This window comes from Pseudomonas taiwanensis DSM 21245, assembly GCF_000425785.1.
GTDB lineage: Bacteria > Pseudomonadota > Gammaproteobacteria > Pseudomonadales > Pseudomonadaceae > Aquipseudomonas > Aquipseudomonas taiwanensis.
Genome location: NZ_AUEC01000030.1, coordinates 16,194 through 31,851 on the forward strand (window position 1 = coordinate 16,194; position 15,658 = coordinate 31,851).

Consider the following 15,658-nt stretch of genomic DNA (forward strand, 5'->3'; position numbering starts at 1 on the left):
TGATACCCAAAGCCCCTGGCAATCAACTGCCAGGGGCTTTTTGTTTATGCCCGGTCCCGCTCCAGCAACGGTTTGAGGTAATGCCCGGTATAGGACTGTTTGGTGTTGCTCAGTTCTTCCGGTGTACCACAGGCGATGATCTGGCCACCCTTGGAGCCACCCTCAGGCCCCAGATCCACCAGCCAGTCCGCTGTCTTGATCACGTCCAGGTTGTGCTCGATCACCACTACGGTGTTGCCGTGGTCGCGCAGGCGATGCAGTACGTCCAGCAGCTGCTGGATGTCGGCGAAGTGCAGGCCGGTGGTCGGCTCATCGAGGATATACAGCGTTTTGCCCGTGTCGCGCTTGGACAGCTCGCGCGACAGCTTCACCCGTTGCGCCTCACCACCGGACAACGTGGTCGCCGACTGCCCCAGCTTGATGTACGAAAGCCCGACATCCATCAGGGTCTGAAGCTTGCGCGCCAGCGCGGGGACGGCGTCGAAGAACTCGCGGGCATCCTCGATGGTCATTTCCAGTACTTCGTGGATGTTCTTGCCCTTGTACTTGATCTCAAGCGTCTCACGGTTATAGCGCTTGCTCTTGCAGACATCGCACGGAACGTAGATATCCGGCAGGAAGTGCATTTCGACCTTGATCAGGCCATCGCCCTGGCACGCTTCGCAACGGCCACCTTTGACGTTGAACGAGAAGCGCCCCGGTCCGTAACCGCGGGATCGCGATTCCGGCACGCCCGCGAACAGCTCGCGGATCGGAGTGAAGATGCCGGTATAGGTGGCTGGGTTCGAGCGTGGTGTACGGCCAATCGGGCTCTGGTCGATATCGACCACTTTATCCAGGTGCTGCAGGCCATCGATGCTGGTGTGGGCGGCAGCCTCCAGGCTGCTTGCGCCATTGAGGGCGGTGGCGGCCAGGGGGAACAGGGTGTTGTTGATCAGGGTCGACTTGCCCGAGCCGGAGACACCGGTCACGCAGGTCAGCAGACCGATCGGCACCTCCAGATCGACGTTCTGCAGGTTATTGCCTCGCGCACCCTTGAGCTTGAGTTGCAGCTTCTTGTTGCGCGGCGTGCGTTTGGCCGGCACCACGATCTTCTTGCGACCGGACAGGTACTTACCGGTGAGCGAGTCAGGGTGAGCCATCACTTCCTGTGGTGTACCCTCGGCGACGATCCGGCCGCCATGCACGCCCGCCCCGGGGCCGATGTCGACGACATAGTCGGCCAGGCGAATGGCATCCTCGTCGTGTTCGACGACGATCACCGTATTGCCCAGGTCCCGCAGGTGGTTGAGGGTGGCCAGCAAGCGATCGTTGTCGCGTTGATGAAGTCCGATGGACGGTTCATCGAGGATGTACATCACCCCCACCAAGCCTGCGCCGATCTGGCTTGCCAGGCGGATACGCTGGGCTTCGCCGCCGGACAAGGTCTCGGCGCTGCGGTCCAGTGTCAGGTAGTCGAGGCCGACGTTGACCAGAAACTGCAGGCGTTCACAGATTTCCTTGAGGATTTTCGCGGCGATTTCACCGCGCCGACCGGTCAGGGTCAATGCGCCGAAGTAATCGCTGGCTTCGCCGATCGGCAGGTTGGTCACTGCTGGTAGGGTCTTCTCCCCGACCCAAACATGGCGGGCTTCACGGCGCAAACGCGTACCACGGCAGTCCGGGCAGGGCTGCGTGCCGAGGAATTTGGCCAGTTCTTCGCGCACGGTGGCCGACTCGGTCTCACGGTAGCGCCGCTCCAGGTTCGGCACGATGCCCTCGAACGGGTGCGAACGCTTGACGATGTCCCCGCGGTCGTTGAGGTACTTGAAGTCGACGCTCTGCTTGCCACTGCCCTGAAGAATGACCTTCTGGTGTTCCGCAGAGAGCTGCTCGAAAGGCGCTTCGAGGCTGAAGCCATAGTGCGCGGCCAGCGAGCCGAGCATCTGGAAGTAATAGACGTTGCGCCGGTCCCAGCCGCGGATCGCCCCTTCGGCCAGCGTCAGCTCGGCATTGACAAGGCGCTTGGTGTCGAAGAACTGCTTTACGCCCAGACCGTCGCACGTCGGGCAGGCGCCAGCGGGATTGTTGAAGGAGAACAGCTTCGGTTCCAGCTCGCTGATCGCATGACCGCAGATAGGGCAGGCGAAGCGTGCGGAGAAGATCATCTCTTCGCCGGCCTCGTCGTCCATCGGCGCCACCAGGGCAATGCCGTCCGCCAGTTTCAGGGCTGTCTCGAACGACTCGGCCAGGCGCTGCTGCAAATCGGCACGCACTTTGAAACGGTCTACCACTACATCGATGCTGTGCTTCTTCTGCTTGTCCAGCTTGGGCAGTTCGTCGAGCTCGTAGAGCTTGCCATTGACCCGTGCACGGACGAAGCCCTGGGCGCGAAGTTCGTCGAACACAGCCAGGTGCTCGCCCTTGCGCTCGCGGATCACCGGGGCCAGCAGCATGAGTTTGCTGCCCTCGGGTTGGGCAAGCACCAGGTCGACCATTTGGCTGATGGTCTGCGCTTCCAGCGGAATGTCGTGGTCAGGGCAACGCGGCGTACCGACACGGGCATAGAGCAGGCGCAGGTAGTCGTAGATCTCGGTAATGGTGCCGACGGTCGAGCGTGGGTTGTGCGACGTCGATTTCTGTTCGATGGAAATGGCCGGCGACAGCCCCTCGATGGTGTCGACGTCGGGTTTTTCCATCATCGACAGGAACTGTCGGGCATAGGCCGAGAGCGACTCGACGTAGCGGCGCTGGCCTTCGGCGTACAGGGTGTCGAACGCCAGGGATGACTTACCGGAGCCGGACAGGCCGGTGATCACGATCAGCTTGTCCCGGGGCAGGGTCAGGTCGATGTTCTTCAGGTTGTGGGTACGTGCCCCACGAATCAGGATCTTGTCCACTGCGGCCTCGCTCTGCGGGCATAAACAAGGAAGTATACGGCGCGCTGCCAGTACGCGGCAAAGCGTCGCGTAGATGCCGTCAAGCTGTCGGACTGGTAGAATCGCCGCCGGTTCATACGAGGTTAAACCATGCACGACACCCACAACGAACGCATGAGTGGCAGCGAAACCCGCGCCGCAGGCGGCCTGGCTCTGGTCTTTGCCTTTCGTATGCTGGGCATGTTCATGGTCTTGCCCGTGCTGGCCACCTACGGCATGGACCTTGCCGGCGCTACCCCCGCGCTGATTGGCCTGGCCATCGGTGCCTATGGATTGACCCAAGCGGTGCTGCAGATCCCGTTCGGGGTGATTTCCGACCGCATCGGCCGTCGCCCGGTGATCTACCTGGGCTTGGTCATCTTCGCCCTGGGCAGTGTGCTGGCGGCCCAGGCCGACTCGATCTGGGGCGTGATCGCCGGTCGCATCCTGCAAGGCGCAGGGGCGATTTCCGCAGCGGTCATGGCGTTGCTGTCAGACCTGACACGCGAGCAGCACCGTACCAAGGCCATGGCCATGATCGGCATGAGCATCGGCCTGTCGTTCGCTGTAGCCATGGTCGTCGGCCCCTTGCTGACACGTGCCTTCGGCTTGTCAGGATTATTCCTCGCCACCGCAGCGTTGGCGCTGGTCGGTATCGCGCTGATCGCCTTCCTGGTGCCTAATACCCACAGCACCTTGCAGCACCGAGAGTCAGGTGTGGCGCGCCAGGCCCTCGGCCCGACCCTGCGCCATCCGGACCTTCTGCGCCTGGACGCGGGCATTTTCATCCTTCATGCCATCCTCATGGCCAGCTTCGTGGCGCTGCCGTTGGCGTTCGTCGAGCGTGGCGGGCTGCCCAAGGAAGAGCACTGGTGGGTGTACCTGACCGCGTTGTTCATCTCATTTTTTGCAATGGTCCCGTTCATCATCTACGGCGAAAAGAAGCGCAAGATGAAGCGCGTTTTGGTTGGTGCGGTCGCTGTGCTGCTGCTAGTCGAGGTGTTCTTCTGGGAATGGGCTGACAACTTGCGCGGACTGGTGATCGGCACCGTGGTATTCTTTACCGCATTCAACTTGCTGGAGGCGTCGTTGCCTTCGTTGGTGAGCAAGGTGTCGCCCGCTGGCGGCAAAGGGACGGCGATGGGGGTATATTCCACCAGCCAGTTCCTCGGCGCTGCTCTGGGAGGAATCATCGGTGGCTGGTTGTTCCAGCACGGTGGGCTGAGCATGGTGTTCCTCGGTTGTGCAGGGCTCTGCGCCATTTGGTTGGTCGTTGCCTTGCGTATGAACGAGCCGCCCTATGTGACCAGCCTGCGCATGCCGCTGTCGCCCGAGGCCGTCCGTGAAGCCGGACTGACCGAGCGTCTGATGGCCGTGCCGGGTGTAACCGACGCCGTGGTGGTGGCAGACGAGGCCGCCATCTATATCAAACTGGATACGAAAATTTTGGACCGTGCGACCCTGGAGCGTCTGGTGAATCCAGCCTCTTCGGCGTGCGAAGCCTAGGAGAACGTTATGGCCCGTGGGGTTAACAAAGTCATTCTGGTCGGCACCTGCGGTCAGGATCCCGAAGTCCGCTACCTGCCCAACGGTAACGCCGTGACCAACCTGAGCCTGGCTACCAGTGAGCAGTGGACCGACAAGCAGTCCGGTCAGAAGGTCGAGCGTACCGAGTGGCACCGTGTGTCGCTGTTCGGCAAGGTTGCCGAAATTGCTGGTGAATACCTGCGCAAGGGTTCCCAAGTCTACATCGAGGGCAAGCTGCAGACTCGCGAGTGGGAAAAAGACGGCATCAAGCGCTACACCACCGAAATCATCGTCGACATGCAGGGCACCATGCAGCTGCTCGGCGGCCGTCCGCAGAACCAGCAACAGGGCGGCGACCCCTACAACCAGGGTGGCGGCAACTACGGTGGCCAGCAGCAGTACAACCAGGCACCGCGCCAGCAGGCCCCACGTCCGCAACAGGCACCACAGCGTCCCGCGCCGCAGCAGCCAGCTCCACAGCCAGCCGCCGACTTCGATAGCTTCGACGACGATATTCCGTTCTAAGGAATTGCTGCAGCGTTGAGCTGATCGTAAAACCCCCGCGATGCGGGGGTTTTTTATAGGTGTGGTGTTTTGTATTGAAGCAACCCGGGCCGCGCATGAACGCCCTGAACCGTGAAGGTTCAGTAGAACAGCCGCGGCTCCGGCGAATCCAGCAGGCTGGCCAGCTTGGTCAAGGCGAAGCTCAGTTCCTGGCGGCTGGGTGTCATCAAGGCGATGCGCACGCCGCAGGTGGCGGAGGTCCGCTCTGGCAGGAACTGGCTGCCACTGACAACCGTCACCCCATTGTTGCGCGCCAGGTTGGCGAACTCGTCGCTGGTCCAGGGCTCGGGCAATTCCAGCCAGATGTGGAAGCTGTTGGGCTGGCTGCGAATGTTGTACTGGCCGAGGATTTCCCGTGCCATCTGCTGTCGCGCCGCGGCTTCGCTCTGCTGGACCTGGATCAACTGATCGGCCTTGCCGCTGTTGATCAGGTTGCTGGCCAGCTGGGCCATCAGTGGCGAAGGCATCCAGACGCTGCTGCGCACCATCGACGACAGCCGCGACAGCGTCTGCGGCGGGGCATACAGGTAGCCGATGCGCAGCGCCGGCAGCACGCTCTTGGACAGGCTGGTCAGGTACACCGAACGCTCGGGCGCATAGGCGGCCAGTGGTTCGTACTCGGGGTTCGGTTCAAGAAACCCGTAGATGTCGTCATCGATGATGAACAGGTCGAATTCACGCGCGATCTGAGCGATAGCTTCGCGTCGCTCGCGGGGCATGATCGAGTTGGTCGGGTTCTGGTGGGTCGCCACGCAAACCAGCAGGGCAGGGCGATGCTCGCGACAGGCCGCACGAAGCGCCTCCGGAATGAGGCCGTGCTCGTCCATCGCCACACCGCGCAGACGGCGACCCATGCTGTGCGCAAGCGAAATGATGCCGGGGTAGCAGAACGACTCGCACAGAATCACATCGTCGCTTTTCGACAGGCTGCTGATGGCTACCAGCAGGCCATGCTGCGCGCCAGAGGTCAGCACCACCTGCTGCCAGCGGGCCTCGGGCAACCAGCGCTGGATCCAGGCGGCACCCGCTTGCTTGTGCGTCGCATGGCCACCTTCGGTGACGTAGTCCAGCACTTGCGCAAGATCGGGGGCGTCGGCCAGCGCATTGATCGCGCCGCGCAGCCAGTCGGCCATGTGCGCGTCGTTGGGTTTGATGATCGAGAGGTCGACCTGGCTGCTGTCGCCTTTCTGCGCTGCAGGCACCGTCTGTAGCGCAGGCGTGGGTGTCGCGGACTGTCGCTGCAACACGAAGGTGCCACGGCCGACCTCGCCAACCACCAGGCCGCGCTTGGCAGCTTCGTCGTAAGCCCGGCCGATGGTGCCAGGGGTCACGCTCAACGCCTCGGCCAGGTCCTTGAGTGTTGGCAAGCGATCGCCAGCTGCAAGACGACCGCTGCCGATGTCCTGTTCGAGGGCGTCGGCGATCATCAGGTAGACCGGTTGCGACAGGTCGCTGTAGTGAGGAACCCACATAGAAATGGCACCAGAATCTGCGAGAACGCGGAAGCCTAGCACGAATGGTCTTATAGAGGTAATTGCAATTTCCTACGGGTTAATTACCTCTATTGCATCGGTTCTGCTCTGTGATCGGTCGATACGAAGGCGCGTTCTCGCCGGTCCAAGGCGGGTGGTAGGGTGCCGTCTCTTCGCCAGCCCATGTTGAAATCTTTTGAAATCAATGGCTTGATTGAGTCGGTGCAATTTTGTGCGTAATCATTGTAAAAATTTAATTGAATCGAGTCATTTCCCGTTATTACAATGATTGAGTCGATGCAATGTGCCTGCGCCGCTCGGACGTACGCCCTGTCATCGCATTGTTGTGAACGGCTTCAAAAAATAACGACGTCTGCCGCCTCTGCCCGGCTTAGCACGACAACGAATGGCCCCAAGCTAGTTCAATGGAATATCACTCGAAATGGAAAGCGCACACCTGCAACAAGCAGCCGAAACTCAGGCCTCACTGGAGATTCGCTTGCCCTGGGTCGTCTCCAGTGCCTGGCAAACCTTGCTGAACAACACGCCGCTCGACTTCGAGACCAGCAAAGACCTTTATCCACAACTCAAGGACCAGGCGCAGGAAGTGCTGGGCAAGGCGCTGTGTCAGCAGATTCATCACTTCGTCGAAAACCCTGACCTGACCTCCCTGATCGTGCGCAACTGCCCCCGTGACCGCGATGTGCCGCCAACGCCGTATTCCGGCGTACTCAGCCCGCGCAGCACGCCGGTTGCCTGCCTGGTCAGCCTGACCATGCAGAGCCTGATGGGCATCCACCCGATCGTTTACGAAGGCGAGAACGACGGCCGGCTGTTCCGCCATGTCATCCCGGCGCGTAGTTCCTCCAGTCACAAGAGCTCGCATGGCTCCCGACTGCGTTTTTCCTATCACGTCGACAACCCTGACCTGCCATTGTCCTCCGAGCCCATCGGCGAGGCGTCCTGCTGCCCGGAGTACCTGTCGTTCTTCGGTATGCGCTGTGACCCGCGCATCAGCACCACCCTGGTCAACCTCGATGCCGTGATCGCAGCCCTGCCAATGGCCACGGTGCGAGAACTGTGCCTGCCGCAGTTCGAGATTCGCCGTCCGGACTCCTTCACGGGTAACCGCCGTCGCACGGCCGAGCTGCCGGTGCTGGTACGCGGTCAATCCGGCGAGTGGTTGTGCCGCTTCGACAGCGAGAATACCCATGGCCTGAACCTGCGTGCCGAACAAGCGTTGGCCAGTTTGCGCAGTCTGTTGGAAACCCGCCGCTTCGATGAGCCGCACCTGTTACTGCCAGGCGACTTCATGATCTTCAAGAACCAGCGCGTGCTGCATGCCCGTGATGGCTTCGAGCCACAGAACGACGGCGCCGACCGCTGGTTGTTGCGACTGTTCGCGGTCAATGACCTGAACCGGGTTCGCCTGGCCCGGGCCGACCACCTCTACGAAGTTCTCTCGTAACCCTCTCCACCACTCGACGGACACACTGCTATGGAACTGTTAGGCGCCTTCTGGGCGGAACATTGGCTGTTGGCGATTTTGCTGCTGGGCGCAATCGCCTTCATCGCTGGCTTCGTGGATAGCATCGCTGGGGGCGGTGGGCTGTTTCTGGTCCCAGGGTTTCTGCTGGTCGGCATGCCGCCCCAGGTCGCCCTGGGCCAGGAGAAGCTGGTGAGTACGCTGGGAACCCTGGCGGCCATCAGAAACTTCCTGGCCAACAGCAAGATGGTCTGGCAGGTGGCGTTGGTCGGTGTACCGTTCTCGCTGCTCGGTGCTTATCTAGGGGCCCACCTGATCGTGTCGATCTCCCAGGAGACTGTGGGCAAGATCATCCTCGCACTGATCCCTTTCGGCATCCTGATCTTCCTTACCCCTAAAGATCGACCTGTCGAAGAACGCGAGCTGTCGACGCGCATGCTCTACACGGTGGTGCCACTGACCTGCCTGGTGATCGGCTTCTACGACGGCTTCTTCGGACCAGGTACCGGCAGCATGTTCATCATCGCGTTCCATTACCTGTTGCGCATGGACCTGGTATCCAGCTCGGCCAACTCCAAGACCTTCAACTTTGCCTCCAACATCGGTGCACTGGTGGCTTTCGTGATGGCGGGCAAGGTGGTCTATCTCCTGGCCGTGCCCCTGGTGGCCTGCAACATCCTCGGCAACCACATGGGCAGCGCCCTGGCCATCCGTAAAGGCAACGAGGTGGTACGCAAGGCCCTCGTGTTCTCGATGCTGTGCCTGTTCACCAGCCTGGGCGTGAAATACCTGGCCTGACCCCCTGACTTCTGGAGATCCCTGATGAAAACAGCATTCGTAACCGGCGCATCCTCTGGGTTTGGCCGTGCCATCTGCCAAACCCTGGTCAAGAAGGGCTACCGCGTCATCGGTGGCGCCCGGCGCACCGACAAACTGCAGGAGCTGGAAGCGGAACTGGGCGACAATTTCATCCCGCTGACGTTGGATGTCACCGATGCCCGATCGATTGCTTCTGCGGTAGAACAGATCAACGAGGCGGCGCCCAGCATCGATGTGCTGGTCAATAACGCCGGGCTGGCGCTGGGCATCGAGCGTGCCCAGGTCAGCAGTGCCGAGAACTGGCAGCGCATGATCGACACCAATGTCACCGGGTTGGCCATGGTTACCCATGCCGTGCTGCCGCAGATGGTGAAGGCCGACAGCGGTATGATCATCAACATCGGCTCGATTGCGGGTACTTATCCCTACCCCGGTGGCAACGTGTACGGTGCCAGCAAGGCTTTCGTCCGCCAGTTCAGCTTGAACCTGCGCGCCGATCTGGCAGGCACCCGCGTGCGCGTCAGCAACATCGAACCTGGGCTGTGTTCGGGTACCGACTTCTCGGTGGTGCGCCTGAACGGTGACTTGGCCGCGGTGGAGGCGCTGTATCGCGACGTGCAGGCAATTCAGCCCGAAGACATTGCTGCCACCGTTGCCTGGATCGCCGAGCAACCGGCCCATGTGAACATCAATACCGTAGAAATGATGCCAGTTGCGCAGAGCAGCGCGGCGCTGAACGTGGTGCGCAACCTGCCAGAGTGCTGAAAAGCCTGCATCCCACCTCCATGGTGCTTGCCACCGGATCGTCAGCGCCCATCAGAACGAGCGCCGCCCGCGCGGCGCTTCGCTCCCTTTTTCTCAGCCAATTTCGTCTGTGGCGTACGGCGGTAACGTGCAGATCGCACTGGCATAACTGGCCCAAAACGAACGTAGGAGCGAGCCTTGCTCGCGATGCGATGCGATGCGATGCGCGGGCGGTCGGCGCTCGATCTCATGTGCACTGAATAGCCCAAGACATACCCAACAACTCCCCCCATGACCCACGTCATCGCACTTCCATGAATCTTGTCTAGTCTTAACGGTTGGCGGCATCTATTTGCCACCACCGTGACTACCAGAGGCGCCGGCCAAGTCCCGCGCGCTCACACCTGATCAGGAGTACACGATGGACCTCAACCGTCGGCAGTTCTTCAAGGTCGCCGCCGTCGGCCTTGGAGGCTCGAGCCTGGCGGCGTTGGGCATGGCCCCGACGCCAGCCTTCGCCGAGCAGGTGCGCCACTTCAAGCTGGCGCACACCCACGAGACGCGTAACACCTGCCCCTACTGTTCGGTCGGCTGCGGCCTGATCATGTACAGCCAGGGTGATGCGGGCAAGAACGTCAAACAGAACATCATCCATATCGAAGGCGACGCCGATCACCCGGTCAACCGCGGCACCCTATGCCCGAAAGGCGCTGGCCTGCTGGACTTCATCCACAGCGCCAGTCGCCTGCAGTACCCTGAGGTGCGCAAGCCGGGCAGCAAGGAGTGGGTACGGGTCAGTTGGGATGATGCGCTCGACCGCATCGCCGACCTGATGAAGCAGGACCGCGACGCCAACTTCATCGAGAAAAACGCCCAGGGTCAGACGGTCAACCGTTGGCTCACCACTGGTTTTCTCGCTGCATCCGCCGCCTCCAGCGAGGCTGGCTACCTGACCCACAAGGTCATCCGCGCAACAGGCATGCTGGGGTTCGATAACCAGGCGCGTGTCTGACATGGCCCGACGGTGGCAAGTCTTGCCCCGACGTACGGCCGTGGCGCCATGACCAACCATTGGTCAGATATCGCCAACGCGAATCTGGTCCTGGTGATGGGTGGCAACGCAGCAGAAGCGCATCCGTGCGGCTTCAAGTGGGTGACCGAGGCCAAGGCGCACAACAAGGCGCGGCTGATCGTGGTCGACCCGCGGTTTACCCGTACCGCCTCGGTGGCGGACTACTACGCGCCGATACGCACCGGCAGTGATATCGCCTTCATGGGCGGGCTGATCAATTACCTGCTGAGCAACGACAAGATCCAGCACGAATACGTGCGCAACTACACCGACGTGTCGTTCATCGTCAAAGAAAACTATGGTTTCGAGGACGGGCTGTTCAGCGGCTACGATGCGGCCAAGCGTGTGTATGCCGACAAATCCGGCTGGGGATACGAGCTGGGTGAAGATGGCTTCGCCAAGGTCGACCCGACGCTCCAGCACCCGCGATGCGTCTATCAACTGATGAAGCAGCACTACAGCCGCTACACACCGGAAGTGGCGAGCATGACCTGTGGCATGCCGCAGGACGCCATGATGAAAATCTGGGAGGAGATCGCCACCTGCTCGGTACCGGGCAAGACCATGACGATCCTCTACGCGCTGGGCTGGACGCAACACTCGATCGGTGCGCAGATCATCCGCAGCGCCGCGATGGTGCAGTTGCTGCTGGGCAACGTTGGCATGCCGGGGGGCGGGGTCAATGCCCTGCGCGGGCACTCCAACATCCAGGGTCTGACCGACCTTGGCCTGCTGTCGAACTCGCTGCCGGGTTACCTGACCTTGCCTGGTGACGCCGAGCAGGACTACGCCGCCTACATCGACAAGCGCGCCTCCAAACCGTTGCGCCCCGGCCAGCTGTCATACTGGCAGAACTACGGCAAGTTCCATGTCAGCTTGATGAAGGCCTGGTTCGGCGCCAATGCAACTGCGCAGAACAATTGGGGCTACGACTGGCTACCCAAGCTCGACGTACCAGCCTACGACGTGCTGCGCATGTTCGAGATGATGGGGCAGGGCAAGGTCAACGGCTACATGTGCCAGGGCTTCAACCCTATTGCCGCGTTGCCGGACAAGAACCGCGTCACTGCGGCCTTGGCCAAGCTCAAGTGGCTGGTGATCATGGACCCGCTGGCCACCGAAACCTCGGAGTTCTGGCGCAACGCCGGGCCGTTCAACGATGTCGACACGGCCAACATCCAGACCGAAGTCATCCGCCTGCCCACCACCTGTTTCGCCGAGGAAGATGGTTCGCTGGTCAACAGCAGTCGTTGGTTGCAGTGGCACTGGAAAGGCGCCGATGGCCCGGGCGAAACACGCACCGATGTGCACATCATGAGCGAACTGTTCCTGCGCCTGCGCAAGCGGTATCAGGCCCAAGGCGGTGCTTTCCCGGACGCGCTGATGAGCATCAACTGGCCGTACAAGGTCCCCGAAGAGCCATCCCCGGAGGAACTGGCCAAGGAGATGAACGGCTGGGCAGTGACCGACCTCACCGACCCGACCGGAGCGCAGCTCAAGGCCGGCCAGCAGCTGTCGGGCTTCGGTCAGCTCAAGGATGACGGCAGCACCGCCTCCGGCTGCTGGATCTTCTCCGGCTGCTGGACCGAGCAGGGCAACCAGATGGCCCGCCGCGACAACAGCGACCCCTATGGCATGCACCAGGTACAGAACTGGGCATGGGCCTGGCCCGCCAACCGTCGCATCCTCTACAACCGGGCCTCCAGCGACCCACAAGGCAAACCGTGGGACCCGGAGAAGAAGCGCCTGGTGTGGTGGAACGGCAAGGCCTGGACAGGCACCGACGTGCCCGACTTCAAGGTCGACTCGCCACCGGAGGCGGGGATGAATCCGTTCATCATGAACCCTGAGGGCGTGGCGCGGTTCTTCGCCATCGACAAGATGGCCGAGGGGCCGTTCCCCGAGCACTACGAGCCGTTCGAAACGCCGATTGGCATCAACCCGCTGCATCCGCAGAACCAGAAGGCCACGAGCAACCCGGCCGGACGGATCTTCGATTCGGTGTGGGACACCTTGGGCAAGCACGACGAGTTCCCTTACGCGGCAACGACCTACCGGCTGACCGAGCACTTCCACTTCTGGAGCAAGCATTGCCGACTCAACGCCATTGCCCAGCCCGAGCAGTTCGTCGAGATCGGCGAGGTGTTGGCCAATGAGAAGGGCATCAAGGCGGGCGACCGGGTGCGGGTGTCGAGCAAGCGCGGGCATATCGAAGCGGTAGCGGTGGTGACCAAGCGGATTCGCCCGCTCAAGGTCAACAACCAGACCGTGCACCAGATCGGCATCCCGTTGCACTGGGGCTTCACCGGGGCTACTCGGCACGGCTACCTGACCAACACGCTGGTGCCGTTCCTCGGTGACGGCAATACCCAGACGCCGGAGTCCAAGTCGTTCCTCGTCAAAGTGGAGAAAATCTGATGGCCAGCCAAGACATCATCGCTCGCTCGGCCACCACCACTGTACCGCCTTCGGTACGCCAGCAGCAGGAAGTGGCCAAGCTGATCGACACCACCAAGTGCATCGGCTGCAAGGCCTGCCAGGTGGCGTGTTCGGAGTGGAACGAGTTGCGTGACGAGGTCGGCCACAACCATGGTACCTACGACAATCCTCAGGACCTGACCGCTGAAACCTGGACCCTGATGCGCTTCACCGAGCACGAGCGCGATGACGGTAACCTGGAGTGGCTGATCCGCAAGGACGGCTGCATGCATTGCGCAGACCCAGGTTGCCTGAAGGCGTGTCCGAGTCCGGGGGCGATCATCAAGCATGCCAACGGCATCGTCGACTTCAACCAGGACCATTGCATCGGTTGCGGCTACTGCATCACCGGCTGCCCGTTCAACATTCCGCGGATCTCGCAGAAAGACCACAAGGCATACAAGTGCACCTTGTGTTCCGACCGCGTGACCGTGGGCCTGGAACCGGCCTGCGTGAAGACGTGCCCAACCGGGGCGATTGTGTTCGGGACCAAGGACGAGATGAAGGTTCATGCCGCCGAGCGTATCGTCGATCTCAAGTCGCGAGGCTACGACAACGCCGGGTTGTACGACCCCGATGGTGTCGGTGGCACTCACGTCATGTACGTGTTGCACCATGCCGACACGCCCAAGCTTTACGCCGGCCTGCCGGACCAGCCGGTGATCAGCCCGCTGGTCGGGTTGTGGAAGGGCTTCGCCAAGCCGCTGGCGCTGCTGGCCATGGGCGCGGCGGTGCTGGCTGGATTCTTCCACTATGTGCGGGTCGGCCCGCAGCGTGTCGAGGAGGATGAACACCCCGCACCGCCGGGTGATGGCGTGCATCAGGTGGACCCGTCGGTCCATGTCTATGATCCTAAACAGCCCGGCGGGCAGGGGGAGCAGCGGCCATGAACGACAACAAGCCTATCCTGCGCTACAACGCCAACGAGCGGAGCAATCACTGGGTCGTGGCGATCCTGTTCGTGCTCGCTGGACTGTCGGGGCTGGCGCTGTTCCACCCAGCGCTGTTCTGGCTGAGTCACCTGTTCGGTGGCGGCCCATGGACGCGCATCCTGCATCCGTTCATCGGGGTAGCGATGTTCGTGTTCTTCCTGGGCCTGGTGCTGCGCTTCTGGCGTGCCAACTTCATCACCGCCAATGACCGCCTGTGGTTGCGCCGCATCGACCGGGTGATGCTCAACAAGGAGGAGGGCGTACCGCCGATCGGCAAGTACAACGCGGGCCAGAAGCTGCTGTTCTGGACCCTGTTGGTGTGCATGCTGGTGTTGCTGGTCAGTGGCGTGGTGATCTGGCGAGCGTACTTCAGCCATTACTTCGACATCGGCGCCATTCGTCTTGCCTCCTTGCTACATGCCTTGGCAGCCTTCGTGCTGATTCTCAGCATCATCGTGCACATCTATGCCGGGATCTGGATCAAGGGCTCGGTAGGCGCCATGTTGCATGGTTGGGTGAGCCGCGCCTGGGCGCGCAAACACCACGCGTTGTGGTACCGCGAAGTGACTGGCGACAAGACGCCGACCCCTCACGGACGTAAAGAAGGATGACCGTTTGAGCACGATACTCGAGCCAGGGCAGATCGAAGCCTCGGCAGTGATGCCGCCGTTTCTGCATCTGCCCCCCGCCAACCTGTTCGAGCTGCGCGCCACGCGCCTCGAACAATTATCCACAGGGCATGCCTTGGGTGACTATTTGCGGCTGGTCGCCCGGCTGTGCCGCATTCAGCAACAGCTTGTGGATAACCCGCCCAGCGGTTTGCCGGTGGCAGAAGACCGTCAGCGCTTGTGTATGAGTCATGGGTTGCCGCCGCTGGCCGCAGATAGCCTGGTTCGCGAAGGCCCGTGGCTGGGATGGCTGCAGGCGTTGCTCGATCACTTCGACAGTGAAGCTGATGGCCCGCTGGTCGATGCCTTGCAGGCCCTGCGTGGCAGCGACGATGGCCAGCGCAAAGGCTGGGGCATCGCCCTGCTCGCTGGCCAGTACGACGCAGTGCCGGCGGCGCTGGTCCCCTTCATTGGCGCGGCTTTACAAGCGGCCTGGTCGAGCTGGTTGCTGGCGTTGCCCGCGCCCGAACTCCAGCCCACCGCTAGCCTGGCCCAGTGCCCGGCTTGCGGTTCGCCGGCCATGGCCGGCGTAGTGCGCAATCGCGGCAAGCACAATGGGTTGCGTTACCTGGTATGTTCATTGTGCGCCTGTGAATGGCATGTGGTGCGGGTCAAGTGTGTGTACTGCGAGTCGAGCAAAGGCTTGCGGTACACCTATCTGGAGGATGACCGCCATGCGCCGGGCAAGGCGCCGCTGCGTGCCGAATGCTGCCCGGGGTGCGAAAGCTACCTGAAGCAGAATTACCTGGAAAACGATGCAGCGGCCGAGCCGCTGGCCGACGACCTGGCCAGCCTGGCGCTGGATATCCGCCTGGACGAGGAGGGCTTTCAGCGCCTGGCACCTAACCTGATGCTCGCGCCCGGATAGTGGGGAGTGTCTACACTGCAATACCGAGTCGCCTGATTCGCGGGTAGGCCCGCTTTCGCAGCGGGATCTGCGCGAGCGGGTTTACCCGCGAAGAGGCCAGCACAGACAACGGATCAGTCCAAGGTAGTACC

General features: G+C 61.8%; 11 protein-coding genes. 9 read left to right on the forward strand and 2 right to left on the reverse strand.

Annotation, left to right across the window (positions count from 1 at the left end; genetic code table 11):
* Positions 1 to 44: 44 nt before the first annotated feature.
* Positions 45 to 2,879, reverse strand: a complete 2,835-nt coding sequence (uvrA, locus tag H620_RS0114360) for an excinuclease ABC subunit UvrA (protein WP_023382620.1) — start codon at positions 2,877 to 2,879, stop codon at positions 45 to 47.
* 129 nt (positions 2,880 to 3,008) lie between these two features.
* On the opposite strand from uvrA, the gene H620_RS0114365 reads away from it, so the two are divergent.
* Positions 3,009 to 4,403: an MFS transporter gene (locus H620_RS0114365; protein ID WP_023382619.1), complete on the forward strand. Its 1,395-nt coding sequence runs from the start codon at positions 3,009 to 3,011 to the stop codon at positions 4,401 to 4,403.
* A gap of 9 nt (positions 4,404 to 4,412) precedes the next feature.
* Positions 4,413 to 4,949 (forward strand): single-stranded DNA-binding protein, encoded by a 537-nt coding sequence (locus H620_RS0114370; RefSeq protein WP_023382618.1) that lies wholly within the window; start codon positions 4,413 to 4,415, stop codon positions 4,947 to 4,949.
* A 119-nt stretch (positions 4,950 to 5,068) separates the two neighbouring features.
* Here the strand turns inward: H620_RS0114370 and H620_RS0114375 are convergent, their stop codons facing one another.
* A complete protein-coding gene (locus H620_RS0114375) occupies positions 5,069 to 6,460 on the reverse strand; it encodes an aminotransferase-like domain-containing protein (protein ID WP_027907534.1) in 1,392 nt (463 codons plus the stop codon).
* Between the two features lie 442 nt (positions 6,461 to 6,902).
* Here H620_RS0114375 and H620_RS0114380 point away from each other — a divergent pair, with 442 nt between their 5' ends.
* The 7 genes from H620_RS0114380 (at position 6,903) to fdhE (ending at position 15,527) form a co-directional block, all read left to right on the forward strand.
* Positions 6,903 to 7,928: a TauD/TfdA family dioxygenase gene (locus H620_RS0114380; RefSeq protein ID WP_023382616.1), complete on the forward strand. Its 1,026-nt coding sequence runs from the start codon at positions 6,903 to 6,905 to the stop codon at positions 7,926 to 7,928.
* Between the two features lie 30 nt (positions 7,929 to 7,958).
* On the forward strand, positions 7,959 to 8,744 hold the full coding sequence (locus tag H620_RS0114385; RefSeq protein ID WP_023382615.1) for a sulfite exporter TauE/SafE family protein: 786 nt from the start codon (positions 7,959 to 7,961) through the stop codon (positions 8,742 to 8,744).
* A 24-nt stretch (positions 8,745 to 8,768) separates the two neighbouring features.
* The gene (locus H620_RS0114390) at positions 8,769 to 9,530 is read left to right on the forward strand and encodes an SDR family NAD(P)-dependent oxidoreductase (RefSeq protein ID WP_027907535.1); all 762 of its coding nucleotides are present in this window, start codon (positions 8,769 to 8,771) and stop codon (positions 9,528 to 9,530) included.
* A 400-nt stretch (positions 9,531 to 9,930) separates the two neighbouring features.
* A complete protein-coding gene (gene fdnG / locus H620_RS0114400) occupies positions 9,931 to 12,999 on the forward strand; it encodes a formate dehydrogenase-N subunit alpha (RefSeq protein WP_148299938.1) in 3,069 nt (1,022 codons plus the stop codon).
* On the forward strand, positions 12,999 to 13,949 hold the full coding sequence (fdxH, locus tag H620_RS0114405) for a formate dehydrogenase subunit beta (protein ID WP_023382611.1): 951 nt from the start codon (positions 12,999 to 13,001) through the stop codon (positions 13,947 to 13,949). The genes fdnG and fdxH overlap by 1 nt, the downstream gene beginning before the upstream one ends.
* A complete protein-coding gene (locus tag H620_RS0114410; protein ID WP_023382610.1) occupies positions 13,946 to 14,602 on the forward strand; it encodes a formate dehydrogenase subunit gamma in 657 nt (218 codons plus the stop codon). Before fdxH ends, H620_RS0114410 begins: the two co-directional genes overlap by 4 nt.
* A gap of 4 nt (positions 14,603 to 14,606) precedes the next feature.
* A complete protein-coding gene (gene fdhE / locus H620_RS0114415; protein WP_027907536.1) occupies positions 14,607 to 15,527 on the forward strand; it encodes a formate dehydrogenase accessory protein FdhE in 921 nt (306 codons plus the stop codon).
* Positions 15,528 to 15,658 lie beyond the last annotated feature (131 nt).